The following is a 26,155-nucleotide window of genomic DNA, read 5'->3' on the forward strand; positions in this document are numbered from 1 at the left end:
AATCATAATTCTTAATTCATAAATAAACAAGATGGATTATTCACAATTTCTATATATGCGAGAAGAGCTGTCGCTCATAGCTGTTTTACTGCTGCTATTTCTAGCTGACCTCTTCATGAGTCCGGATGCACACAAAAATAGTGGGAAAGCACGCCTGAACACAATGTTGCCCGTTATTCTGATGGCTATCCATACGGCTATCAACTTGATCCCGGGGACTGCTGCCGATGCCTTCGGCGGTATGTATCACTATGTACCGATGCACACAGTTGTTAAATCAATCCTGAACGTCGGTACACTGATTGTTTTTCTGATGGCGCACGAGTGGATGAAACGAGAAGATACTTCATTCAAACAAGGAGAATTCTATGTACTTACACTCTCTACCTTGTTTGGTATGTACCTCATGATTTCCGCCGGACATTTCCTGATGTTCTTCATCGGACTCGAAACAGCTTCTATTCCAATGGCAGCATTAATAGCCTTCGATAAATACCGTCATAACTCTGCCGAAGCAGGTGCCAAATACATTCTGACAGCTCTTTTCTCCAGTGCATTGCTGTTGTTTGGCCTGTCAATGCTCTATGGTTCTGCCGGAACTCTTTATTTCGATGACCTCCCTGCCCATATCGACGGAAATCCGTTACAGATCATGGCATTTGTATTCTTCTTCACAGGAATGGCATTCAAGTTATCACTGGTTCCGTTCCACTTATGGACAGCAGACGTTTACGAAGGCGCTCCGAGTGCAGTTACCGCTTATTTGAGTGTTATATCAAAAGGATCGGCAGCATTTGTATTATTGGCTGTCCTTATCAAAGTATTCGCTCCAATGATCAATGACTGGCAGGAAGTACTTTACTGGGTAACCATCGCTTCTATCACTATTGCCAATATATTTGCTATCCGTCAGCAAAATCTGAAACGCTTGATGGCGTTCTCCAGTATTTCGCAAGCGGGATACATTATGTTGGGCGTTATCGGAGGTACAGCACAGGGCATGACAGCTTTGGTATATTACGTACTAGTGTACGCTGCTGCCAACCTCGGAGTATTTGCCGTAATTACCATCGTGGCATTACGCAGTCAGAAATTCACGCTTGAAGATTACGCAGGACTTTATAAAACAAATCCGAAAATCGCTTTCCTGATGACCTTGTCTCTGTTCTCATTGGCAGGTATTCCTCCATTTGCCGGATTCTTCTCTAAGTTCTTTATCTTCATGGCTGCTTTCGATGCAGGTTTCCACTTGCTGGTATTCATCGCATTGGTAAATACAGTGATTTCATTGTATTACTATCTGCTGATTGTAAAAGCAATGTATATCACTCCTTCCGACAACCCGATTCCTACTTTCCGCAGCGACCGTTGCACAAAATGGGGACTGGCACTTTGCACGCTGGGTATTATCGGACTGGGTATCGCAAGTATCGTATATCAGTCTATTGATAAACTGTCGTTCGGAATTTAAACGAACTACCTTTATATAAAAGAAACGGTCTTGGTTTAGATGTCGACTGACATAAAACCAAGACCGCTTCTTTTATATAAAAGTTTCTTTACTGGGCACAACACATCTCTTCCACCACAATTACTCCGGGAATAGTAAACCAGAACCGTGATCCTTTTCCTTTTTCAGAGTCAACGCCAATACATCCTCCCAATTGTTCAACTATGCTCTGACAGATAGAGAGTCCCAATCCAGTGCCGTGTACAAAAGAATTAAGCTTCACGAAGCGTTCAAAAATATGCGGTAACTGCTCTTTATCAATACCAATACCCGTATCTTCGACATAAAACTCCAGTTCTCCTTCTTTTAGTTTATATCCAACATGAATACTCCCTTCGGAGGTAAATTTCATTGCATTATTAACAAAGTTAGAGATTACTTGATGTATACGGTTACGGTCACTAATGACATGACAAACCGGAAGATGATCATCAAATACCAGCTCCACCTCCTCTTTCGCTTTCATGCGCATAGAGCGGACAATATCCTCACACAACAAGTTTACATCTACATCCCCATTGGTAAATTCAAACGTACCAGCTTCAATCTTTGATAAATCAAGTATATCTGAAATAAGTTGCAGCAAGAGATCATTATTCTCACGTACAATCTTAACATACTCCTGACGTTCTGCCAGGTCTGCAGTTTCCACCAGCAAGTCGGAGAAGCCAACAATAGCATTTAGCGGTGTACGGATTTCATGACTCATATTTGCAAGGAAAGCACTTTTCAAGCGATCCATCATCTCCGCTTTATCGCGTGCCTGAATCAGTTCAGCTTCGGTTTCTTTCAATTCTGTAATGTCATAGTTGATACCGATGATTTCTATTTCGTTTTCCTCCGGTTTATAGTTAGTGACCATCACATTACTACTCACCCAATTCCATTCATTCTTTGTTCCAGGACGACGGATACGCATCTCACCCTGAAAATGCCTTCTTTTTCCATCTCTGACCTCATCATAAAAATCGAGGAAACGTTGACGGTCTTCAGGATGCATATTGGTATAAACACCCACAACCTCATCCAAGAGTGCATCTTCCTCCTCACCTAGATTTTTATACCATTGTTTTATGGCATACCCTTTACGATTCAAAAGATTCAACTTGGCATAACCTACTTTTGCATAATCGGATATCATCAGGAAGAAATTCTCAAAATCACGGATACGATTCATTGCATCAATCCGTTCTGTATTATCAATGCTTATTAAAATATATCCGCTGAAGTTACCCTCATTATCATATAACTTACTAACCTTCGAATATAGTTCTATCACATTAGAACGGTTTGTTTCATAATACCCTTCCGTCTGTTCAAAAGAATAATTAAGCCTGAAATCTACCAAATCTTCATTCCGTACACGATCACGGATGCTCTGCGGTACATTCGGATTCTCAAAAAAATTAACCCCTATCACATCCGATTTATTCACCACACCAAATATCTCCAGATCTTTATTATTCAGATCCATCAAATAGCCGTCCTTATCGTAGATTTCTACCCCTGCCGGGATATTAGCAAAGATATTCTTAAAGAGCTTTTCGCTACGGTCCAATGCCCGGTTAGCCTGCACCGATCCCGTAGAATCGAGGAACAAACCGACTATTTCATCCTTTCCGGGAGAGTAAATAACCCAATGCGTATATCGTTCCGTTCTAGAAAAATACTCATCTTTCTCCCTATAAGAGTTACTTCCCAAAATTTCTTTCAGGAAATCAACTTTTTGGAGATAGTCAGGATGATTTTCAGATGCCAAAGCACCAATGTAGGATTCTAAAGGATGACCAAAGAAGGTTGAACTAACCTCATTCGCGTCCGTCACCCGATAATCACAAGGTTCATTATTCTCGTCACGGATAATGGATATACGTATATATCCCATCGGCATAAAATGAAACAGATTATTCAGGAAAGTCTGTTCACGAACTACCTTGTCTTTAGCCTTACGCAACTCAATACAAATGCTTATGATATTTCCCAATGAGGAGAACCATTGAAAATCTTCATTAGTCCAGTCATGGTAATTTTTCACTAAATCAATACCCATATATCCCCAAACATGGACACCTGCCATCAAAGGAGTAACCATCAAAGATCGAATCCCTTGGACAGCAAGTATCTGATACTCATCGACTGCTTCTTCAGGCAACTGTTCCAATGTATCCAGGACAATAGGTTTTCCGGCTAATATCTGTTCGCTCCACCATCTCGATTGACTGGTAGGTATGCCTTGCAGAGTCTCTTTTTCTGCTGATACTCCTTCGGAAACAACCTCATAAGTGCAGCTATGATGAGTATGACTTTCATCATATTCAAAAATATAAACACGACCTTTTCTATTATAAAGATTCAGAATTTCCTTTAAAATATCTGCTATACAGGAATCAACTTCTTCATCACGGAGAAAACGAAGCAACGACTGTGAAACAAAATTCTGACGGCGAAGCAAGTCATTCACACGTCTCAATGCATCCCTTTGATCTTCTTCCTTAGGAGCCTCAACACGCTGGATTATTCCAAAAGACTTATCACCTCCATTAGCTCCTATACCTTTCTCACGAAAAGCCAGGCGGGTATGTAACCAGACCTCGCCATATTTTGAATGAATAGGGAAAGTTTGTTCGTAAAAGTCCTTATGAATAGAAGTATTTGCCCGGAATTCCCTGGCAATCTGTTTTCGGTAATCTTCACGTATCAAATTCGAAAAATCCGAAACAGAGATAGTGTTACCATCCAACCCCAAAAGGTCACAAAGATAATCGGAACATAAATAATATCCTGCCGTTAAATCTACTTCCCACCACCCGATTTGTGCAAGAGAAGCCATTTTTTTGTATCGTTCGTTGTCTGTTTGCATATTTTGTATCATTGTAAGATAATAGGTCGACAAATATACAAAAAAGGCAATCACTCATACCATAAAGGAGCAAATAAAAAAGCTAAAAGAAGATTACGAAAATAAATAAATAGAATATGGGAGAATCTGTTTATTACAAATTCTCCCATATCTCCTAATTGAAAAAGATACACTTTGCTACTCTATATCTTGCTTATAAGGAAGAGAAATTATATCCGCTCCAAGTGAACAGGGATACATCTGCACCAGTATTCGTAGTTGGCTCGGTAAATGTATTTAATATACCGTTCAGCTTATTCTTAAAACTCAACGTGTGGGTAATACTGACGCTGGAAGCTGCATTTCCTGCACCTTTACTGTCACTCATATCAATCAAATCGATTGTACCACCTGAACCTTTGACAAGGGCATTGGTGATAGTAGCTTTTGCTCCACGACGAATCTTAATCACATCTTGCATACGGTCTACATTATCCGTTGTATTTGCAGCATTATTTACGATCGTCATATTTTCAACCGCAAAGTCCGACTGGCGTAAATGATCCGGATAAATGCCATCCAAGTTACCGTCTGCTTCAATGCCGCGTGGATCTGCTTCTGTACTGGTATAACCGCTTTCCCAAACACCATAGCAGTTTTTCAATTTACCGGAATATCCTTGAGTGAAGTCGAACATATCATCATCCGGGTTCACAGCCAACAGGTTGGTTACATTCACCGTACCGCCAAAGAATTCGACGGCATCATCCGCACTCTCAAGAATGTAGATATTCTCAATCCTAGTACCATTTCCAACGCCATTCAGTGTCAATCCGTTGTGTTCGATATCAGCAGTAGAGCGGGCACCGGCATAGCAGATTTTCACATAAGTCAGTGAACCGGAATTGTCATTATCGACACTACCACCGTATTTATAGTTATTGTCGATTTCCGTCAGACCTATATCACTCTTATTAGCGTTCGAACCGGAAATCGGAGCTTTACCATTGATAATAATTCCTCCCCAATAACCGGATGTAGGAGTTGTTGAATTGGCTGTGAAAACAATCGGTTTATCAGCTGTACCGTCAGCATAAAGTTTACCGCCTTGTGCTACCAGCAGATAACTGCTGAAACCTTCGCGAGCCTTAATCGTTGTTCCGGCAGGGATATTCAAACGCCCTCCATTTTCAATTACTACCGTTCCGTTCAGAATATATTCCTTAGCTTCCAGTGTCTGTTCTCCGGTCAGCGTGCCGGACAGGATATTTTCACCCACAACAATAGAACTACCGGTCCCACCGTTGTTTCCACCATCTCCGTTACCATCACCGTCTCCGTCACTATCACTGCTACATGCAGTCAATGTAAGTGTTGTTGCCATAACGGCAAACGTCATAAAGTTCACAAACAATCTTTTCATTTTGCTTTCATTATTAGTTAATAATCTTATTTCATCACCCGGCTTAGAATGTACACGACACTCCCAGGCTTATATTTATTCCTTTCTTATAATCATTCAGTATCACCTTTTCTCCGTTTTCGTTCGCTTTGCGGCTTAACTTATAAGAGGGATTCAACAAGTTACGAGCTTTCAGGTTAAGTGAAAGATGCTTGTTCAGTTTGGCTTGAGACACAAAATCCAATGTCAGGATTCCCTGTTCCATCATATCCTGATAACCCTGTGTACCAATGGTATATATCTTATCACTCACATAATTAAGTACCAATGTATTGACAAAACTACGTTCTCCTTTCATGAAGTTATGCGAGAGGTCGAAATTAACAATCCACGGTGCAGCTCCTTCCAGTTGCGAACCGGTAGTAACCGTTGCCAAAGGCATTTTTGCATTCGTGTAGATATAAGAGCCATTCAATCCCAAAGAGAGTTTATTCATTCCGTGCGCAGCATTACTCACCGGACGGACAAACAGATTCTTACGTATTTCCACTTCCACTCCGGCTACAGTTGCCTTATCCGCTATATTCTCATAAGAAAGATAACCTCCGGCGCTTGCCACTTCTATGCGGGATATTGGATTCTTGGTAAGTTTATAGAAAGCCGTGAGAGAAATCAACTCGGTCGGAGTGGGATTAAAGTCCCATTTCAGATCAAGGTTATAATTATCCGAAGGTTTCAGATTAGGGTTACCCTGACTGTTGAAGTTCACACCGACATAACGATAAGGAGATATTTCCTTTGCCTGCGGAAGCGTATATGTTTTACTAGCTCCCAAGCGAAGCGAGTTTTTATCATTCAGATTGTATTTGAGATTCAAGCTGGGCAGGAAATAATCTTTTTGAATGGTATTGTTCCCTTTAGAACCTCCACGATTCACATTATAATCCACTTCAATATCTACCTTGTCGTATTTCATTCCCAGATTCACAATCCAACGGGGAGCAAACTGGTAGGTAGCCTCGACATAAGCAGAATGGATATTCTTTTTTACGGTATATTCATCTATATTCTTCTGTATCTTGAACCAGTCGGAAGCAAAGTTTTCCTGATTATAATAATCGTCAAGCGAGAAGTCATCCAAAGAAGGGATGGTAGAAACATGTCCTACAGTCAGGTTATACTCCGTAGCTTTGAAGTTATCATCTACGAACCTGCCTGTATATCCGAAACGGACATTCGAAATCTCTTCTATATTATCTTTCAGACGATAGACTAAACCTGCTTTTACATTCAAGTCGTCTTCATCTAAAGTTGAGAAGTAGCGCTGTTGTGAGTTACCCCTTAGCAACGTATAGCCATCTTCCGCTTTAGTCAGGTTATTGATACGACGATCCGGTTCATACCCTTTCACCATATTATAGGAAGCACCTGCATCGAGACTTAATGATTTGCTCAATCCCCAGTTAGTCATCAGTTGGTTAACGATCAGCATATTATCATTCGTTTGTTGACGACGGGTGAATCCGAGGTTTTCATAGTCGTCACTAAAAATCGAGTTCTTACCGTTGTAATCACCTACCGACTGAGTATTGGCATGAATCATCATAAAATTATAACTGATGTGATGACGGTTCTGCATATCGTAATCCACATTGGCAAGTGCCAGTTGACTGATATTCTCCGCATACTTCTTACCATTCATATCTTTGTAGACCGTACCACTGGTAGTTGTATTACGTATGATTTCATCCGTATACTGATAGTCCGTCGTATGCCCGGCAGTCAGGAAGAAAGAAAGCGGATTTTTGTCTTTTCCGACATAGAATCGTTTACCTCCGGAAATACTGTAACTCCGGTTGATTTGAAAATGTTGAGCGGAAGGATCTAACTTATTTCGGAAGTTCCATGAGTTTTCATCGGCAGGTTCGGTGCGATTGGCAAAGCCCATGAAGTTCACTCCATCCTGTTTCAGAAAATCGGCTGCTACCGTTTGTGTATTTAAACCACCGGAAATGCCGAATCCCAAGTTACCGCTGCCAATTAGTTCTTTGGATACGATATCAATAGTTGCCCCTCCGACATCGCTACTGCCTCCCGCATTGAATGCTTTATTTACACCTACAGACTGAATAATGTCTGTACCGAAAAAATCAAGAGAGATATTCTTATATTCCGGGTCTTCGGAAGGAAGAGCAAATCCATTAAAAGTAGTTGCATTGTACCGGTCTCCCAATCCACGGACAAAAACATTTTTCACTCCGTCTTGTTTAGACACTCCGGCAACTTTCGTCACAGCACCTTCTGCATCCGAAACGCCCTTGCGGGAAAGCTCCCTGACACCAACAGATTGTACGGCAATTACTGCTTTTTGCTGTTCGAGCAACAGCATATTCTCATTTTCCCTATTCTTCTTAGCTACAACCACCACATCGGCAAGTTCCTGCGCATCGGTTTCCAGCTCCAAATTCAGTATCACCAGTTTTCCATTCTCCACACGCACTTTACGGCGCACTTCTGTTTTGTAGCCTACATATTTAATCTCAATATCATACATACCTTCCAGAACGCCCATGCTGTTCAATTCGAAATTACCCTCCATATCGGTCACTGCTCCCGCTTGAGTTCCGAGCAAACGTATCGTAGCTCCTATCAAAGGTTCTTTGGATAGTTTGTCTTTTACAGCTCCTTTAATCTTGATATTGGCAGCTAATGCGGGAAGTACACACAACAGACAAAAGAAGACTGCCACTGAAAATCGGATAAGAAATAGTTTTTTCATCTAACTTTGCTCTACGTTTTAATTACGCAGGCAAAGATAGAGGGCGGGCATTACAACCGTAAGACGAAAAAAATACAATCTATTGAAAGAGTCATTGCAAGATGATGACAAGATGTTACAAACGTATTATCAATCAGTTACAGTATATGGACAACCCGTTTTACAGGCTGATCTAAAATCGCAACTTCGTACATTTATCTCTCATTACGATTAATTTCATGCATAACAAAACCTAATTCTCCGCATCCGATGAATTAGTTCATCAGGAAGAATGAGCTAAATCAGTTTCTTTTTTTTACGGTAGTTTTCACGGAATTCTTTAGGTGAACAACTCTTTTTCTTCTTGAAGATCCGGTTGAAATTGGAAAGGTTATTAAAGCCGCACTCATAACAAATCTCGGCGATGGACATCGTAGAATCTACCAGTAACCGGGAAGCAAAGCCCAGCCGAATATCAATGATATAATCAGAAAGGTTCTTTCCGGTACGCAGTTTGAAGAAGCGGCTGAATGACACATCCGTCATCCCCACCATATCGGCCAACTGCCCCAGACGTATTTCTTCTTGATAATGTGTATTGATATACTCCTGCACTTTCTGCACACGTCGGCTGTCCGAATGGATATCTATCTTGGCAAAAGACGAGCTGGACAAGGTACGTGCTTCTTCTTCAAAGAGAGAAAGTTCATACAGTATCGTCATAAACTTAATGACCGCATAAAATCCTTGTTTCTCGGAAGCAAGCGTATCCAGCAACGGATATATTTTGAGTATGGCAGACATCGGGAAACAAAGCCCTTTTTGTGCTTTATCCAGCATTCGGCGGATAGAGTCGAACTGATTCTTATTGATAAAACTCTTGAAGAAAAGGTCGGAAGAAAACTGAATCGTAATCTCCCGTATCTCTTTCGAATGGCAGTCGTTCTGTTCCCAAACGTGCTCCAAGTCTTTTCCTGTTATCAACACCAAATCATAATCACCTATCACTTCGGAAGAATCTCCCACAATCCGCCTCACTCCGGCAGCTTTTTCGGTAAAATTCAATTCAAACTCGGAGTGATTGTGTATAGGATAAGTGAATTCCGTTTTATAACGCTCCGCAATGTAAAAGCAATCCTTATCTGATAAAGGAGTGATTTCACGGATAATCTGGTTGGATAACGGTGTAGTCATAGTAATAGCAATTTATAAGCGTTTTATCGTTTGATTAGTTTTCTATCTTTACCCCTATCCGATGCAGGTCTGCCCCCGACGGGTTTTGGAAGACACGCAAGTCAAATTCGGGAATAATGGCAAGCACATGATCGAAAACATCTGCCTGTATACCTTCGTAGGCAACCCACACTTTATTGGCAGAAAAGAAGTAAAGTTCCAACGGGATACCTGTTTCGGTGGGCTGAAGCTGACGTACCATGCAGGTCAGGTCTTGATTGACGGTAGGCAGATTCTTCAGATAATTAGTCAGATAGGCCCGGAAAACTCCCAGGTTTGTTTGCCGGCGTCCATTCACTAACACAGAGTTGTCGATATGATGTTCCTTATTATACTCTTCCACTACCTTTTCCGTTTCATCTACATAGTCTTTCAACAGTTGTATCTTCCGGTATTTTGCCAACATTTCCGGCGTACAGAAATGCACACTAGTCATATCTATATTGATAGAGCGTTTCACACGACGTCCGCCGGATTCCTGCATTCCCTGCCAGTTTTGGAAAGAATCACTAATCAATAGATAAGGAGGAATGGTGGTGATGGTATTATCGAAGTTACGTACTTTAACGGTATTCAATGTTACTTCTATCACTGTACCGTCCGCACCATATTTCGGCATCGTAATCCAATCGCCCACCTTCAGCATATTATTGGCGGAAAGTTGGATGCCGGAGACAAATCCCATGATACTGTCCTTGAAAACCAACATCAGAACCGCAGCGGAAGCTCCCAATCCGGTCAGCAACACCACCGGACTTTGCTTTATCAGAATACTGATAATGACGATAGCCCCAATAAAAAAAAGAATGACTTGCGCTGTCTGTAAAAGTCCCTTCAATGGTTTGTCTTTATATTGCTCGCGCGCGCTATATACCAGATACACAGCCGTAAACAAAGCACTGACGAAGCGAAGAAAGACTGCAAGGATATAAATCATACAAAGTCTTCGAAGAAAATCAAGCAAAGCAGAGTCTGCATGTTCGGGGAAGGCAATAGGAATAGATATATAAATCAATATAGGTGCCACCATCCTGCTGATGTTCACCATTACTTTATCATTAAATACAATATCATCCCAAGTAGCTTTTGTCTGTCTCACCAATTTGGCTACGGTACGCAAAATAATCTTGCGGCAAATCAGATTGGCCAGTAATGCTATTCCAATAATAAACAATAAGATGATAAAGTTATCAATCTTATCAGCCATAGCTTCATCCACTCCCATCGAGAGCAAAGCATGATTCACTTCTTGAATCACTACATTACCTGCCTCTTCCGGTTGCCCGTTTGCCAATGCTACACTCACTGTATCAACCACTTCTTTTACTTCTTTCATAAGCAATCGTCTCTCTCTTTTTTAGTTTTTCCTTTATTTATGATCTCTGTTTCTTTTCTTCTTTATTCTTTCCTTCTTCCAAATATTCACTGATATCCTGCCGTAGCCAATCATAATGGAAGAGTCGTTTGTAGGCTACATTCTTCTTGAGCATGATTTCTACGTTCACCTGACTATTCTGATAACAAGTCAGTTCGTTTCTGAATTGCTCATTGTGTTCGGCCAGTCGCTTGATTTCCTGTTCCCGCTCACGGCGCAGCACGGTGCAGACCGGAATCAGTAATTTCATTACCACATTATCCATCACATGGTGTCCCTGCATATACAAGTAAGTAGTTTCCGGCACCAAGCCCAGCTCCTTAAATTCAGTCCGCAATCCATTCACCTGATTGATGTTATGGGGGAATTTCTTTTCCAACTCTGCCAACTTCTGATTAACCCGTTGTTGAAGGGATTCCAAACTCTTTTCCGGATGTCGGAGATTAATCTCGCGCAAAGAAGTATAGGTATGGAAATCGTACATGGGGAAGGTGTAAGTATCCCGTTGGCGATAAAACCATACGTTCCAGAGAAAAAGCGGATATACAATTTCGGAGTACTTCTTCAGGTAGAAGTTGAAATCTAAAATGGAACGGTCATTCAGCGTAGCCTGCACACATACTTCGTGAAGGCTTTCGGCAAAACAATGATAGTTCTCAATGGCATAGGTATAAGTCTGAAAAATATACCTGTTCCGGTTGATTTTACGGGAGGTATTGGTAGCTCCCTGCAACAGGAAATCATAGTCACTGTCAACACAGGCAATCAGACTTCTCCCCAATTCAGCAGTATTCAGCGTGTTCATGAGTACCATCTTTTTTCCTTTTGCCAGAGAAGTAGCCGAAGGAAGCATCACCTGGAAATAGTGTTCGTCGTCTTCAAACTCTTCAAGCAATGTGCGCCAGAAAGCGATGTCGTCATAGCTTTCTACGTAAGCGATGATACGGCGGCGGGCTTTCTTCGGATAAAGCTTATGGGCAGCATTGAAATAAGAAGAAGTCAGATTATCTCGTAGTGAAGTTGCCATTTGTTTTTATTACAGATTACGATTTACAAATTACAGTTGGAAGAATCCTTGTTGAGCTTGTACCCTACGGTGGTAGATATATCGCTTACTTCTGTCACGGCATCCAGCCAGCCTTCCATAATGACGGCAGGCGAATGGGTAGTCAGGATGATCTGCACATTCGGATTCAGTTCACGTATCATAGCAATCAGTTTCTGCTGCCATTCTATATGAAGCGAGGCTTCCGGCTCATCCATAAACAATACACAATGGCTGTTGTCCTGCACGAGTACGGTCAACAGAATAACCAGCATTTGCTTTTCACCGGACGACAGTTTATAAGGAAATAATAGTTCACCATCCTGATAGAAAGCGATATCGTTCCGTTTCCTGTCTATCTTTTTACGTGTATAGCTGAACAGTTCGTCAATCATATCCTGAAAACGACGTTTGGCTACAGACAATGTAGCTGCCTTACGACGCTCTTCTTCATCAATGCTGGAAAGCATTTCAATCATCTTATTACCAATGTTGACCTGATAATCGAGGTAACGGCGTTGCAACAAATAGAGTTGCCAGTCCAGTTCAGACTTTACATTCTTGTCTGCCATGCGGGCTGTGAAGTCACCCATAATCAGAGGACGGTCGTAGCTCCGGATTACATCATAAGGAATATAGGTTGCCTGAGGATTGTCGAAAAAGAGACGCACTCCGTTCTTCTCATCACTTTTCATTTCACCGGAAAGTTCTTCGAGGTATCCCACCGAACGGTTCAGAATAGTAGTCTTCCCCACTCCATTGATGCCGGAGAGGATGTTCACATCGGGACGCAAGTCCCATCCTATGTTAAAGCGTTCCCATAGTCCGTGTATCTCGATACGACGGATATAATTAGCTTGTTGTTCCATAATATTCAAGTTTAATCAAGGCAAATATAAACAAATCATACGATAAAAGACTACCTTTGCAACCGTTTTCTCTATTTGATTGTTAATGATATCAGAGATATGGTAAAATAAATAGTATCAACATGGACAAAAGTAAGAACCCGTATGGTCATTTGTTTGCACTTACGGCAAACGTTATGTGGGGATTAATGTCTCCCATCGGTAAATCGGCTCTTCAAGAGTTTTCTCCAATTTCTGTCACTACATTCCGCATGGTGGGGGCAGCAGCCGCTTTCTGGATCCTTTCCATGTTTTGCAAACAGGAACATGTGAATCATCAGAATATGCTGAAAATCTTCTTTGCTTCACTGTTTGCGCTAGTATTCAATCAAGGAGTGTTTATCTTCGGGCTTTCTATGACTTCTCCTATTGACGCTTCTATCGTAACTACCACTCTACCGATCGTAACAATGGTTGTAGCGGCTATCTATTTAAAAGAACCGGTGACAAATAAAAAAGTACTGGGGATTTTTGTAGGTGCTATGGGAGCGCTCATTCTCATTGTGAGCAGCCAGGCAGGAAGCAACGGAAATGGAAGCCTGATTGGCGACTTACTTTGTCTCGTTGCACAAATCAGCTTCTCTATATACCTGACTGTATTCAAAGGATTGTCTCAACGATATTCGGCAGTAACAATTAATAAGTGGATGTTTATATACGCTTCGATATGTTATATACCGTTTTCATATTACGATATTTCCACTATTCAATGGGCTTCTATTTCCACTGTTGCCATTCTACAGGTACTTTATGTTGTATTAGGAGGTAGTTTCCTCGCTTATCTCTGTATCATGACTGCACAGAAACTTCTCCGTCCTACAGTAGTCAGTATGTACAATTATATGCAACCGATTGTGGCTACAATTGCAGCAATTACTATGGGAATCGGAAGTTTCGGCTGGAAGAAAGGGATCGCTATCGCGCTCGTATTCCTGGGAGTGTATATCGTAACACAGAGTAAATCGAAAGCTGACTTCGAAAAGATAGGAAAAGAAGTATAAGCCACACTAACAAAGTAAGCATAACAAGGTGGTAGAAGCTGCTAACACTGCACCAATAAGAGTTTCATAAGGTATTAACTTTAGCCGTTCTTTAAAAGTTAGTTCACAAACGCCGCCAGTGGTATGGAAAAAAGAGCCATGGGGCAAATGATCCAGTACAGTTGCTCCGGAATTTATCATTGCAGCTCCCCATACAGCGGAAATCCCTACTGCTAATATGGTTTCTGCAAAAGAGGCGGATGCAAGAGTACTTCCTGCTGTAGTAGAAGCAGTGGCGGCTGACATCAGTGCCCCTGATACAGGAGCAATCATAACTTCATCAAAGTGTGCTTGCGCCAACAGATTTAATATCCAGTCTTTTAACGTAGAGTTCTTTATTATTCCGGCAATAGTACCAGTAGCAACCAATAAAATAGCAACAGAAGACATCTTTTGCAGTCCATACTCCATACAAGGCAAAAGATTCTTCCACTGTTTCATACAAAGTAATCCACAAAGACCACCTATGGGCAGCGCAATCAATGAGTCAATAGCAATACCTGCAACAGGACGTAAAGCTAAAAGTATAATCGTTACTATAGGAGCTACCAGACTACTGGCAAGTGACGGAAGCTGCCTGTCATCTTGCACTTCCTCCTTTATCTCACGCATCACCATCAATCGCTTAGGAATAAAGCGCACTATCACAAATACCGTAAACAGTAATCCTAAAAAAGCAGGTAAAAGATTAGCTAACATAACTGATGAAAGATCTGCTCCAAAATTATCAGCTGCAATAATCGTATTGGGATTGGGAGAAATGATATTTCCACATTTTCCTCCTCCTATCATAGCTATTAACAATACAGAAGGAGACAATCCTAATCGTTTACCTATGGAAAGAGCTACAGGAGCAACCGTTATAACAGCGACATCTATAAATACACCGACTGCACAAAGTAACATGGTAGCTAAAGCCAAAGCTCCAAATACTCGTTTCTCACCTAATGAAGAGATGATAGCATTGGATAAAGTAGTAGCCGCTCCCGTTTTAATAAGAACGCCAGACAACACTCCTGCGGTAAGAATACGAATAATGGCCGGAGTCACGTCTTTTACTCCCTCCGTCATCATTTTTACTGTTTCCACCAGAGGCAATCCACCTAATAAACCACCGACAATAGCTCCGGCTATTAAACTATAAGCTGGAGCTATTTTTTTGATAATCAAAAATACGGATAACATTAATCCGATTAGAGCACCTATTGTTGTCATGAAAAACTCTTGATTTTATTTCTGATTTAGACTGAATTGCTTTATAATACGTATCAATTGGGTTACAGTACGCTCTACATTATCCAACGTAAACTTCTGCTGCATAGCTTTATCCAAAGATACAGGGGCAGGCTGAATAGATAATACAGCAGTAAATCCCATTTTATTCAGTTGTTCAGTAGCTTCGACCCCACCACCCAAAGCAATGACAGGGACATTTTCTTTCCGAGCTTCCTTCAAAATTCCGCCTAACGCTTTACCCATGCCCGTTTGTACATCCAATTTCCCTTCACCTGTGAAAATAAGATCTGCGTCTTGCAATGCTTCACGAAAATGAAGAATATCCAATATGACATCAATGCCCGACTTTAGCTCTGCCTGTATAAAGGGAAGCAATCCTCCGCCAATACCACCTGCCGCTCCCGCACCTAGAATAAAAGCAATATCCATCTGTTTTTGTCTCTTAATAACCTCGGCATAATGCCGAAGCCCTTCATCCAAACTTATAACATGGTCCGGAGTAGCCCCTTTTTGTGGTGCAAATACATGGGCTGCTCCCTGCAAACCATAGAACGGATTATGAACATCACAGGCCATTGTAAAAGTGGCTTCTTTCAAAGCTGGATGAACAAAGGTTTCATCTATAAACTCAATCGCAGCCAAGTTACTCCCTTTAGGTTCTAATCGTTCTCCCGATTTATCAAAGAAACAAATACCCAAAGCACTTAATATACCCATGCCGGCATCATTGGTTGCACTGCCGCCAAGTCCTACAATAAATTGACGACACCCGCGGTTCAATGCATCCAAGATCACTTCGCCAGTCCCATAAGAAGTCGTATTCATCGGATTGCGTAAAGAAAACGCGACTAAAGGCAATCCGCTTGCTGATGCCATTTCTAAAATTGCAGTAGCTCCATCTTTTGTTATTCCATAAGAAACTTCCACCGGATTCATTAACGGGTCATGTACCTCACAGAGGATCTTATTCACTTCCAAAGCAGTACAAATGACCTCGGTAGTTCCTTCACCACCATCAGCTACCGGAAATTCTAATACCTCACAATAAGGTAGTTCTTTCCGAATAGCCTGCCGGGCGTACCGGGCAATATCCAGTGAGCCTGCTGATCCTTTGAATGAATCAAATGCTAAAATAATTTTCTTCATACAATCTATATTTACATAACAAATTTATTTAGCAGACCACTTATCCGGCCCCAACTCTAATAACCGGCATTACTCCCTCTAAAGAAGCTCCTTTCGTATTTAACGTTCTTTTGTAAATCCAACCATTATTACAAAGGACATAAAGCACATTCATAGCTTCTCCTCCCCATGCAACAGATACAGGTTTCACATTTCCCGGCATGGATAGAATAGCTTCACTTCTTCCATTATAATCACAGATCTGAATACCATACGCCGTTGCCAGATACGTTCTTCCCAAATTATCACAGATTGCGGATGTCGTTTCTGCTCCATCAGATTGATCCGGTACATGAATATAGTAGAATTCCTGCCCATATAGTAAATCCTTATGTTCCTTATTCACCTTATAGCTGAATCCACGCCGCGTGTCATATCCAAAAGCATATAACCAGTTATTGTTGCCACTTAACGCCAATGAATACACACTTTTTAATCCATCTGCCTTTTTTGATAACTCATATTCATTCGACAAATACCAGATTGAAGTAAACAGATCTCCCTGATTCTCTTTTCCAACTATATAGTAACCGCCATCTCTCAAAGCGACAGCATTACATGGACATATTTCAGTCTTTATGTTTTTCCGGATATGCCCATTTTTATCTGCAATGACTAAACCTTTCCGAGATTCATATGCCAACATTTCATTATCTATTCCTATAGCCAGCACCTTTTTATCAATAATCATAGTTTCTCTTTTATCATCAAGCAACTTTGCTCCTTTCTCCGAAGCAACAAGGATTTCTCCTTTATTATTAGAAAGTAAAATAGAGTTATCTTCGATGCTAGACACGACCTGTTCGAAGTTTTTGCCATCCAATAAAACTTGCCTCAACATAGAATTATGTGTTTCCCTTTTGGGTGATGGAGGATTCCCCGGATATCCTTTCCAAAGAAAGCGCATTGCATCCGGAAATAATTGAGTTACATTATCATCACAATGATCCGCATTCTCCGTAAATTGATAGGTGAAGTCATAACCTGCAAAATCCATGGCACGCACCATAGCCTGATTAGCACTCCACCAATCACCAAATGAAGTCCACATATCATGTGAACCACTTTGAAAATAAAACCGAATAGGTTTAGGCTCAAATTTATGAACCAATGTGGAATTCGTAAAAGAACCTCTTAATCCCGTCAGCGAACCGCAAGAGCTATAAACACGAGTGAACTCTTCGGTATTCCAGGCAACATTAAAAGCACAGGCAGCCCCGGAACTACAACCTGTGATCATCCGGTCATTTTTATTTTTCGATAGTATTATACTTTTCCCTTCGGAAGTCTTCAATGATTCGACAAAAGGCAAAAGTTCCTCTAAAACAAACTGTCCAAAACGTGGAGAAGGAGTATCATATTCGTATGTCCTGTTTGCCCGTGGACTATCCGGGTCAAAATCACCTATGACTTGTCCCGGAGAAGCAGCCACTAATATCATCATTGGGATTTCTTTACTGGATATTAGATTGGACACTACAGTATCCGCTCTATAACTCATTCCATCTTGAAACACACAGACACATGCAGGAGTCTTTCCATCATATTGGGCAGGTACATAGATATCTACTTCACGTATCGTACCGGGAAACACAACGGACTTATCAAAATGAGCATAAATATGCCCGCCATACTCTACGCCGACTTTTTTCTTACTATCGGCCGTTAATACATATTTATTCTGTGCCTGACAAAGACAACAGACTAAAAGCAAAAAAAGCATTAATAATTTTCGTATCATAACCCTCTATTTTTTATCGATTAATTACTTTACCCTCTATACACCCAAACAAAATTATGTAAAAAATACCATTATAGCCAACTTGACAAGATATTATTGTATCTTACAATTCTACTTCAACTCACGAGTGTCCGAAGCTCAACAATATTTATGTTCACCTAAAATATAATCAGAATAACTTGATTAATTTCTGATATACACCTTAGCCTTATAAATTCCAGGAGTAGCTATCTTCTTACGACTTGCATAAGAATACGTAAAATTTTGCTCTCCCCCTGCTTCCAAAAAGCCTTTAGATGCATTTACTTCTAAAGAGTCATAAAGACGTCCTACAGCGATCAAAGCATAATTATGCCATGTCTCATCACCATTCAATAAACGAGTAGGGCTCCATTTCCCAGCTTCATAGCCTCCCTCCCATATCTGTTCAAAATATCCTATCTTATTGGGATCATTTGCCGAAATAAATACTTTAAAGTTCATCCCTGCAACCAGAAACTCATCTATATCCGTTTGTATAATCAGGCCGTAAGCCGGTTCATTATTCTTTTCATACACCACTTTTAGCGTATAATCCTTAAATGAGAACACCTGTTGCGTTTCATCACCATACTTCAATATACCACGCATTTTTCCCGAACCTTGATATCGGATAATTAAAGATTGCAATTCTTGCAACACTTCATACGATTTGATTAGAAGAAAATATTCACTCCCGTCCTCTATTGCAAATGGAGCAAAACCAATTGCATCATGTTCGGCAAAAGCATAAAAAGCTCTTCCCGGCTCCATGGTGGATTCCGGGACTAATAAAGGATTATCCGTACGATGGTATTCGGCAACTATTCTTTTAAAATCAGGCAAATAAATATCAGGAGTTAAAATATCAAGGTGACCGGCAGCAGCTTTATATATATCAATGACACGTGAAACGGGTCCACCTGTAGGATATCCTCCCGGCAACTGTTCCGGATATTGTACCAGCCATGCATTGACAAACATGGGTAACGGATATTGTTCTTTTCCTACCTTAACCACTTCATCAATATAGTCGGCATACTGCCATGCCATAAAAAACTCTTTAGTAAAAGGAGTATTCCCAAACACCTCTTTCCATGTACCCGTTTTCAACGAGCCATTACTTTCCCATATCTCTTTTATATGTTGATTCAAGATATCCTTATTAGCACCAAGATAAGTCATCAACTTTTCCGGAACCTTTTTTTCAAACTCTGCTAAAGTCTGTGAACAGTAATCTATTTCCTGAAATACTCCAACCTCGTTCTCCGGTTGGATGAGAATTACCGTACGTTCCTTATCAACCTCCGACAGATATTTCATCAATGCCCCAAACGCTTTTGCATCCGCTTTCTGGGCTTCCCTACAGAAAGGAGAAATCGTTTCAATATTCTTCCCATCTTTATTCTTCACCCGAAAAAAACGTTCCGTATCTTTTTTAACCCAACCCGGCACATAACTCGATTCTCCATTCTTCCAACTGCCAAACCAAAGCAGACAAAGTTTCAAATCATTCTCACGAGCCTTTTGTAGCATTTTATCAACCAAATGATAATCAAAAATTCCTTCTTCAGGTTCTAACAACTCCCAAGTCACAGCAGCCAACACAGTATTCAAATTCATCGATTTGAGGCGTGCCCAAACAGGTTCCATATACTCAACCGTAGAAGACGTGGAATTATGAAGTTCTCCAGCAATCATCAGAAAGGGTTCATCGTTGACCATCAACTGGACTGCTCCCCCATTTTTCTGCAAAAAAGGAATCGTTTTTTCTTCAATCCCTCCCTTATTATCGCATTGTACCATAACAAAGAGAATAATCACACAAATAATATATGATATAAATTTTCTCATTCCCTATTATCTCTTTAACTCAGTGTAAACCGCTTCGTTTGTACATCTCTACTATTACAACCAACCATCACATCAAATTCACCCGGTTCATATACATACTCAATATTATAATTATAAAATTTCAGCATTTCCGGAGTAATCCTGAAGCGAACAGTCTTAGACTCACCAGCTTTCAGATATATTTTTTCATATCCTTTCAGTTCTTTCAATGGACGGGTGACACTCCCTACCACATCACGCAAATAAAGCTGAACGATCTCCTTTCCATCCACTGTCCCTTTATTGGTCACAGTGATACTTGCAGTCAAAAACTCCGTATTGTTTATTACTTCCTTATCCAACGATAACTCTCCGTATTCAAACTGTGTATAACTCAATCCATACCCAAAAGGATATAGAGGTTCATACGTCTCATCAATATACCCTGTCCGATACTTTTCTGATGGTTTTTCTTTATTAGGTGCCCTGCCAGTGTGCTTGTAGCTATACGAAATAGGAACCTGTCCTACACTCCGCGGAAAAGTAGCCGTAAGTTTACCACTTGGATTTACATCTCCAAAAAGCACATCCGCTACCGCATTTCCCGCTTCCGTACCCGGAAACCAGACATTTAAAATAGCAGGAACATTTTCCTCTTCCCAAACCAACGTCAACGGCCTGCCCGCAAATAAAACAAGAACCACCGGCTTGCCTGTACCTACCAGTTTCTTAAGCAAGTCTTTCTGGGCATCCGGAATATTTAAATCGACTCTCGACGTACTCTCTCCAGACATTTCAGCCGCTTCTCCCATCACTGCAATTATAATATCCGATTGATTGGCGATATCCAAAGCCTCTTGTTGAAGCTGACTATCTGTCCGTCCGTCACGCGGGAAGCCTTTTCCCCAATGAGAAGCTCTCTTTTCCAATTCTTCATCATACGTGAGATTACTTCCGCGAGCATAATTGATTTCGGCTTTGTCTCCCACAGCTTCCCTTATCCCCTCAAGTACAGATACAGGAGTATCCAGATCCGCGCTCACAGTCCATGTTCCCAACATATTTCTCCGATTATCCGCCAACGGGCCAATAACGGCTATTTTGCCACTCTTTTGAAGAGGCAAAAGCCGCTCCTTATTTTTTAATAAAACAAAACTTTCAGCAGCCATTTCTCTCGCTGCCCGCCGATGTTCGGGAGTGAACAAATCTTTCTTCGTCCTCTCCTCATTGCAATACTTAAATGGATCTTTGAACAATCCTAATTTATATTTGGCAACTAATATACGGCGGCAAGCCGTATTTATCTGTTCTTCCGTAACTTTTCCCTCATCAAAGGATTTCTTCAGCGTGCTCACCAGTCCCTCACTTGCCATGTCCATATCCAAACCGGCAATAAGTGCCCTAGCAGATACTTCCTGCATATTTCCAATTCCATGCTCCGTCAATTCACGAACAGCATCCCAATCAGACACTACAAAGCCATCAAATCCCCACTGTCCTCTCAACAAGTCAGTCAAAAGCCATCTATTGGCTGCAGCCGGAATGCCCTCTACTTCATTGAATGCACTCATTGCACTGCCCACTCCCGCTTCTACGGCTGCCAGATAAGGTAACATATATTCATTAAACATACGTTGACGACTCATATCAACCGTATTATAATCTTTCCCGGCATCCGGAGCTCCATAAAGAGCAAAATGTTTCACACAAGCCAATATATTGGAATTAGCCGACAAGTCACCCTGATAACCGCGCACGTATGCTTTGGCAATCTCACCACCAAGCCACGGATCCTCTCCAGCTCCCTCGGCAATACGTCCCCATCGTGCATCCCGCGTAACATCCACCATCGGACTGAATGTCCAGCAAATCCCATTGGCACTTGCTTCTACCGCCGAAATACGGGCTGCCTCTTCAACCATATCCATATTCCAGGTTGCCGCCTGCGCCAAAGGAATAGGGAAAATTGTCTTATAACCATGTATCACATCCATCCCAAACAACAACGGAATCTTAAAACGACTATGCTCCAAAGCCAACTGCTGAACTTCCCTGATTTTCTTCACATCCTGAAGATTCAGCAAAGCTCCTACCTCATTCTTTCGTAAACGCTCACCGGTATCCGTATTCTTTACAGGACCGGTAATAACCGCCCCATCAATATTAGGCATATTCAACTGACCTATTTTTTCTTCAATAGTCATTTTACTCATCAGGTTATCTACAAATTTATTCATCTTAGACTCCTGTGAACTCTGTGCCATCATACCACAAACAGGTATCATAGCCAATATCAATACTAAAAATCGTTTCATATCATTTTGTTTTTCCAGATTATTCATTTTGTTATTTCCGTTCCATATATTAACTTCCCAGTGGTATTATACACCCTATTTGATGCATCAAACACTATCGGAGCACAGTCAAAAGTCTGGTCATCGGTGCGCAAATGTATCTCCGTATTCTTTATTATTCCCTCATTAGCAGGTTTTCCCACGCCAAAAACTTTACTGACATAATCTCCATCCGTACTCCAGTTATTCCCCTCGATATAGCAACTATCTATTACACAACCTTCATTGATTCCTGCCCAACTATCGCCATAATACAATACAGCAGGACCCTCATTATTGATAAACCTACATTTACGAACCATCACATCATGTACATCTGCTTCAAAATCAAATCCCTGTCCATCCGGACTCTTCCCCTTAATGGTATTCGAGAACGTACAGTTTTCCACCAAATAGTTGTGTACTCTGGCGCATTGGAATGCAGCTACTCCCCACCACATACCTATACCCTCATAACCAGTCTCATTGACTATGATATTTTCGGCCGTACCGCCCGTGATACAATACAGCATTACCCCTCCCGTACGGTATGAGCGCTGTACATCACAATCCGAGATATTTACATTTAGAAAAGCCTTTGCCGATATCAAATCGTGTCCATGACGTTTCCATTCACTGGTATCATCATAGTCTCTTCCTATCACTTCAATTCCCACATCACAACGATCAAATTTACATTTCGTAATAGTAATATCCGAAAGCAATGTTCGCCCTCCAAAAGCATCCGCTCCACATATACTGACTCCCATCCCATAAATCAAATCCGGAGTAACGGGACGTCCGTTTCGTCCACCGCCAATCGGCTCATCCTTATCTGTTATATCATGAAAGTAGCAATCTTCAATCCATATATATTCATGGTTATACGTGTTTTCCTCCCAAACCACTATTCCTCCATAACAGTCAGAAACTTCCATACCTTTTATTTTATATCCGGCATCATTCACAATCCTTATTCCATAAATAGCATCATGTCCGGGCTTTATATGAGGCCGTGCCCCTTTCCCATAAGAAGAGATAACAATCGGATTTTCCGGCCTGCCACTCCCTACCGGAAACAAAGACTCTTTCAACCATATATCACCCGCCCTCAATAAAAGGCTATCACCAGGAAAGAGTCTTAGCTGCGATGCTTTTGCCAGTGTTTTAAATGCACGTTTCGGAGTCAGTCCGTCATTGGAGTCATCCCCAGTACTCGAACTTACATAATACTTACGTTGTCCTGCTGAAGCCAGCTGATTAATAGTAAGAACCTGATGCCCAGACACAAGCGGATAATTCTGACCTTTCCAGACAAAAGTACCTTTAATGTTTTCCGGCAAATCTACCGTAGCAATCAACTTTCCTTTTTTATCCACCTCATAGTTCACTGCAATATCTCCCAAAGGATGAGGAACGGTTCCTGAAACTTTCTTCAATGTCCCCAAATTAGGAGCAATACGTACCTTGCCAAAACCTGGCGCATCAGAATCAATCCCCAATACAACACGATAAAACTCGATGTTAGGGCTCGCTCCCCAAGCATGACAATCAGAACGGGAGGGTTCAGGACGTTCCGCCCATGTAGTCAATCCCAATGCCATTTGTTCTTTCCATACTCCCAGATACTCCAGCAGTTCATCCCCCAAACCCGCCTTGTTTAAAGCCTGATTCAAATAATAGCGAAAATAGATAGTAACCTGTATTAAATCAGTATCAGTCAACACAGAATGCATCACCTGCCGGGCTTTATCTCCTGTAATCACCCCTGCCAATACTGCCAACGAATTCACATGTTGAGAGAAACTATTGTGTTTATACGTATCAGCAAACAACCCGCGAGAAACATCCCAATATTTTTTCTGTATGGCAACTTTTACAACCGATGCTATCTTCGCATAATGTTCTCCCATAGCCGGAAGTCCAAATGCCTTTTCCATTTTGGCAACAGACTCTAATGTAAGAAGATACATCAAATCCTGTAAAGCAGAGTTTCCATTCTTTTCGCGCACAGGCTCTCCATTAGGAAATCCTTCCGCCCAATCTGCAAAAAACCAATAAGGTACATACCCCAGTGTATGATCCGGTTTCAACCATTGTTCATACCAGGCCAATATAGTACGATAAGCAGGCAGTAATGTTTTCAAATATTCCTCATCTCCCCTGTACATCCAGTAATCATACCCCATTCCTATCCACCAAAGTGAAAACGAAGATATAAATTGATGAGAATTGGTAGGATACCGTCCCATCGTTATTCCATCTGCTACAATCGACTGCCGCCCCTGTTCCAATGCATTCTTCACCATACAAGTATCATGCGTATTATACAATGTTATCATTGCCTGAATACGTGTATCTCCAAAATATTGCAGTTGCTCATAATAAGGACAATCCATGTAGGTTTCATTCGCACACAGCCTGGCTGTTCTCCATCCTATCTCCAATATATTCTCCAGATATTCATTCTCCGGTGCCACAAAACGGGCTTCTCTTACAAACGGATAAGCCGAATAAGTGCTATACAGATCCTCAATGACAAGAGGTTCATTTTTTGTCTCAATCCGTACATCCACATATCTCCAAGTACGCCACCACAAATTAGTATACTCCCTGTCATTCCCACCGTCACATATTATTTCATCCTCATAACCTACAAACATTTTTCCATCCAACTCATTCCTGTTGTCTTTAGCACCTGTAGCGGGATTCGAATAATAGGCTTCTGTGTAACCCAAACGAACTTCCGCCCCTCTTCCCCCGCTAAAAAACATCGACAAATAACCGGTAGTCAGTTGTCCCTGATCCAATATCAAATGAATTTTGCTATTTGCCGGAACAGTAAATGCCAGCTTTTGAGATGGAAAATTCCGGGGTAACCTAACTCCATCCGCTTTTCTAACTTCAGAAAAACGTTCCATTTTATAATCCATTGGCGGTATCGGAGCGGGAACCAAAAGACGTCCCGGATAATCTGCTCCTCCCTTCATAGAACCAGCTAGTTCCTGCCGTGCTTTTATCCAACCGGAATCATCATAATCCGATTGTTCCCATCCCCAGGGATATGATGCAGCATCCAATAATTCTCCGGGACCAGCCACATAATATCCGCAAACGGGAGTTTCCCAAGTACTGTATCCTCCATTTTTGATACAAACCCACGTATCATTTGTATTAACAACAGCTTCCGCCACCGTATTACCTTGCACTATAAAACCTGTCCGATTGAAACTCATTTGTGCCAAAGGCTTTTTATCACCATAATTCCAAACCACAGCAGCCAGCACATTCTTTCCCTGCCTCAAACAGGAAGACAGATCGACAGTCTCAAAATTCCAATTAAATACATTTCCTCTGGCAGGTCCCAACGATACTAAACTTCCATTTATATACAACTTATATCGGTTGTCAGCAGAAACATGTACCCAAAAATGCTTTGGAAGCGTATCCAACTCAAAAGTCTTCCGGAAGTGATATACTCCATAAATATCCACAGGCTCATCAGGCATAGAAATCCAACGTGCCGGCCACTGCCCCATAAACAATGCAGGATTCACCTTTTCACCCTGATATCCCGGCAACCGAATTTGTCCACAGAGCGGAAAATGCATTATTATCAATAACAGTGTTACAAGTGTACGGTTTATCATACTATTTTACATTTCAATCATTAAACATCGTAATTGAAAAGACAACAGG

At 41.3% G+C, this 26,155-nt stretch carries 14 protein-coding genes and 1 pseudogene; 2 read left to right on the forward strand and 13 right to left on the reverse strand.

The features are described from left to right. The first annotated feature begins 31 nt into the window (after nt 1-31). Nucleotides 32-1,471 carry an NADH-quinone oxidoreductase subunit N gene (locus tag I2I04_RS04780; protein ID WP_143259139.1) on the forward strand — a complete coding sequence of 480 codons (1,440 nt, stop codon included), beginning with the start codon at nt 32-34 and terminating at the stop codon, nt 1,469-1,471. An 88-nt stretch (nt 1,472-1,559) separates the two neighbouring features. Here the strand turns inward: I2I04_RS04780 and I2I04_RS04785 are convergent, their stop codons facing one another. From I2I04_RS04785 to I2I04_RS04815, 7 genes are all read right to left on the reverse strand, one after another. After that, nucleotides 1,560-4,370 carry an ATP-binding protein gene (locus I2I04_RS04785; protein WP_195654479.1) on the reverse strand — a complete coding sequence of 937 codons (2,811 nt, stop codon included), beginning with the start codon at nt 4,368-4,370 and terminating at the stop codon, nt 1,560-1,562. A 193-nt stretch (nt 4,371-4,563) separates the two neighbouring features. Then, entirely contained in the window at nt 4,564-5,772 is a 1,209-nt protein-coding gene (locus I2I04_RS04790) for a hypothetical protein (RefSeq protein ID WP_195654480.1), read from the reverse strand. Nucleotides 5,773-5,815: 43 nt separating this feature from the next. After that, entirely contained in the window at nt 5,816-8,530 is a 2,715-nt protein-coding gene (locus I2I04_RS04795) for a TonB-dependent receptor (RefSeq protein ID WP_143259136.1), read from the reverse strand. Between the two features lie 276 nt (nt 8,531-8,806). Continuing rightward, nucleotides 8,807-9,703, reverse strand: a complete 897-nt coding sequence (locus I2I04_RS04800) for an AraC family transcriptional regulator (RefSeq protein WP_004315639.1) — start codon at nt 9,701-9,703, stop codon at nt 8,807-8,809. 34 nt (nt 9,704-9,737) lie between these two features. Next, nucleotides 9,738-11,078 carry a mechanosensitive ion channel family protein gene (locus tag I2I04_RS04805; protein ID WP_195654481.1) on the reverse strand — a complete coding sequence of 447 codons (1,341 nt, stop codon included), beginning with the start codon at nt 11,076-11,078 and terminating at the stop codon, nt 9,738-9,740. Nucleotides 11,079-11,115: 37 nt separating this feature from the next. After that, nucleotides 11,116-12,144, reverse strand: a complete 1,029-nt coding sequence (locus tag I2I04_RS04810) for a DUF4435 domain-containing protein (RefSeq protein ID WP_195654482.1) — start codon at nt 12,142-12,144, stop codon at nt 11,116-11,118. Nucleotides 12,145-12,167: 23 nt separating this feature from the next. Continuing rightward, on the reverse strand, nt 12,168-13,031 hold the full coding sequence (locus I2I04_RS04815; RefSeq protein WP_195654483.1) for an AAA family ATPase: 864 nt from the start codon (nt 13,029-13,031) through the stop codon (nt 12,168-12,170). 122 nt (nt 13,032-13,153) lie between these two features. Between I2I04_RS04815 and I2I04_RS04820 the strand changes: the two genes are divergently transcribed. Continuing rightward, on the forward strand, nt 13,154-14,071 hold the full coding sequence (locus I2I04_RS04820; protein WP_195654484.1) for a DMT family transporter: 918 nt from the start codon (nt 13,154-13,156) through the stop codon (nt 14,069-14,071). A 6-nt stretch (nt 14,072-14,077) separates the two neighbouring features. On the opposite strand, the gene I2I04_RS04825 is transcribed toward I2I04_RS04820, so the two are convergent. From I2I04_RS04825 to I2I04_RS23485, 6 genes and pseudogenes are all read right to left on the reverse strand, one after another. After that, nucleotides 14,078-15,325 (reverse strand): GntP family permease, encoded by a 1,248-nt coding sequence (locus I2I04_RS04825; RefSeq protein ID WP_195654485.1) that lies wholly within the window; start codon nt 15,323-15,325, stop codon nt 14,078-14,080. A gap of 15 nt (nt 15,326-15,340) precedes the next feature. Next, nucleotides 15,341-16,492 carry a glycerate kinase gene (locus I2I04_RS04830; RefSeq protein WP_195654486.1) on the reverse strand — a complete coding sequence of 384 codons (1,152 nt, stop codon included), beginning with the start codon at nt 16,490-16,492 and terminating at the stop codon, nt 15,341-15,343. Between the two features lie 40 nt (nt 16,493-16,532). Beyond that, nucleotides 16,533-18,272 (reverse strand): alpha/beta hydrolase-fold protein, encoded by a 1,740-nt coding sequence (locus I2I04_RS04835; protein ID WP_195654487.1) that lies wholly within the window; start codon nt 18,270-18,272, stop codon nt 16,533-16,535. Between the two features lie 183 nt (nt 18,273-18,455). Continuing rightward, nucleotides 18,456-20,144 carry a DUF5597 domain-containing protein gene (locus I2I04_RS04840; RefSeq protein ID WP_195654488.1) on the reverse strand — a complete coding sequence of 563 codons (1,689 nt, stop codon included), beginning with the start codon at nt 20,142-20,144 and terminating at the stop codon, nt 18,456-18,458. A gap of 14 nt (nt 20,145-20,158) precedes the next feature. Next, the gene (gene bglX, locus I2I04_RS04845) at nt 20,159-22,438 is read right to left on the reverse strand and encodes a beta-glucosidase BglX (RefSeq protein WP_229126929.1); all 2,280 of its coding nucleotides are present in this window, start codon (nt 22,436-22,438) and stop codon (nt 20,159-20,161) included. 1,277 nt (nt 22,439-23,715) lie between these two features. Beyond that, nucleotides 23,716-26,106 (reverse strand): annotated as a pseudogene (locus tag I2I04_RS23485) (alpha-L-rhamnosidase C-terminal domain-containing protein); the annotation flags it as partial. Nucleotides 26,107-26,155: the final 49 nt, after the last annotated feature.

This window comes from Bacteroides sp. 1001136B_160425_E2, from assembly GCF_015559655.1.
Classification (GTDB): domain Bacteria; phylum Bacteroidota; class Bacteroidia; order Bacteroidales; family Bacteroidaceae; genus Bacteroides; species Bacteroides luhongzhouii.

Excerpts from the sequence above, each read along its gene's own strand:
- I2I04_RS04780 (WP_143259139.1), top strand. The coding sequence starts at position 32 with ATGGATTATTCACAATTTCTATATATGCGAGAAGAGCTGTCGCTCATA.
- I2I04_RS04785 (WP_195654479.1), bottom strand. The coding sequence starts at position 4,370 with ATGCAAACAGACAACGAACGATACAAAAAAATGGCTTCTCTTGCACAA.
- I2I04_RS04790 (WP_195654480.1), bottom strand. The coding sequence starts at position 5,772 with ATGAAAAGATTGTTTGTGAACTTTATGACGTTTGCCGTTATGGCAACA.
- I2I04_RS04795 (WP_143259136.1), bottom strand. The coding sequence starts at position 8,530 with ATGAAAAAACTATTTCTTATCCGATTTTCAGTGGCAGTCTTCTTTTGT.
- I2I04_RS04800 (WP_004315639.1), bottom strand. The coding sequence starts at position 9,703 with ATGACTACACCGTTATCCAACCAGATTATCCGTGAAATCACTCCTTTA.
- I2I04_RS04805 (WP_195654481.1), bottom strand. The coding sequence starts at position 11,078 with ATGAAAGAAGTAAAAGAAGTGGTTGATACAGTGAGTGTAGCATTGGCA.
- I2I04_RS04810 (WP_195654482.1), bottom strand. The coding sequence starts at position 12,144 with ATGGCAACTTCACTACGAGATAATCTGACTTCTTCTTATTTCAATGCT.
- I2I04_RS04815 (WP_195654483.1), bottom strand. The coding sequence starts at position 13,031 with ATGGAACAACAAGCTAATTATATCCGTCGTATCGAGATACACGGACTA.
- I2I04_RS04820 (WP_195654484.1), top strand. The coding sequence starts at position 13,154 with ATGGACAAAAGTAAGAACCCGTATGGTCATTTGTTTGCACTTACGGCA.
- I2I04_RS04825 (WP_195654485.1), bottom strand. The coding sequence starts at position 15,325 with ATGACAACAATAGGTGCTCTAATCGGATTAATGTTATCCGTATTTTTG.
- I2I04_RS04830 (WP_195654486.1), bottom strand. The coding sequence starts at position 16,492 with ATGAAGAAAATTATTTTAGCATTTGATTCATTCAAAGGATCAGCAGGC.
- I2I04_RS04835 (WP_195654487.1), bottom strand. The coding sequence starts at position 18,272 with ATGATACGAAAATTATTAATGCTTTTTTTGCTTTTAGTCTGTTGTCTT.
- I2I04_RS04840 (WP_195654488.1), bottom strand. The coding sequence starts at position 20,144 with ATGAGAAAATTTATATCATATATTATTTGTGTGATTATTCTCTTTGTT.
- bglX (WP_229126929.1), bottom strand. The coding sequence starts at position 22,438 with ATGAAACGATTTTTAGTATTGATATTGGCTATGATACCTGTTTGTGGT.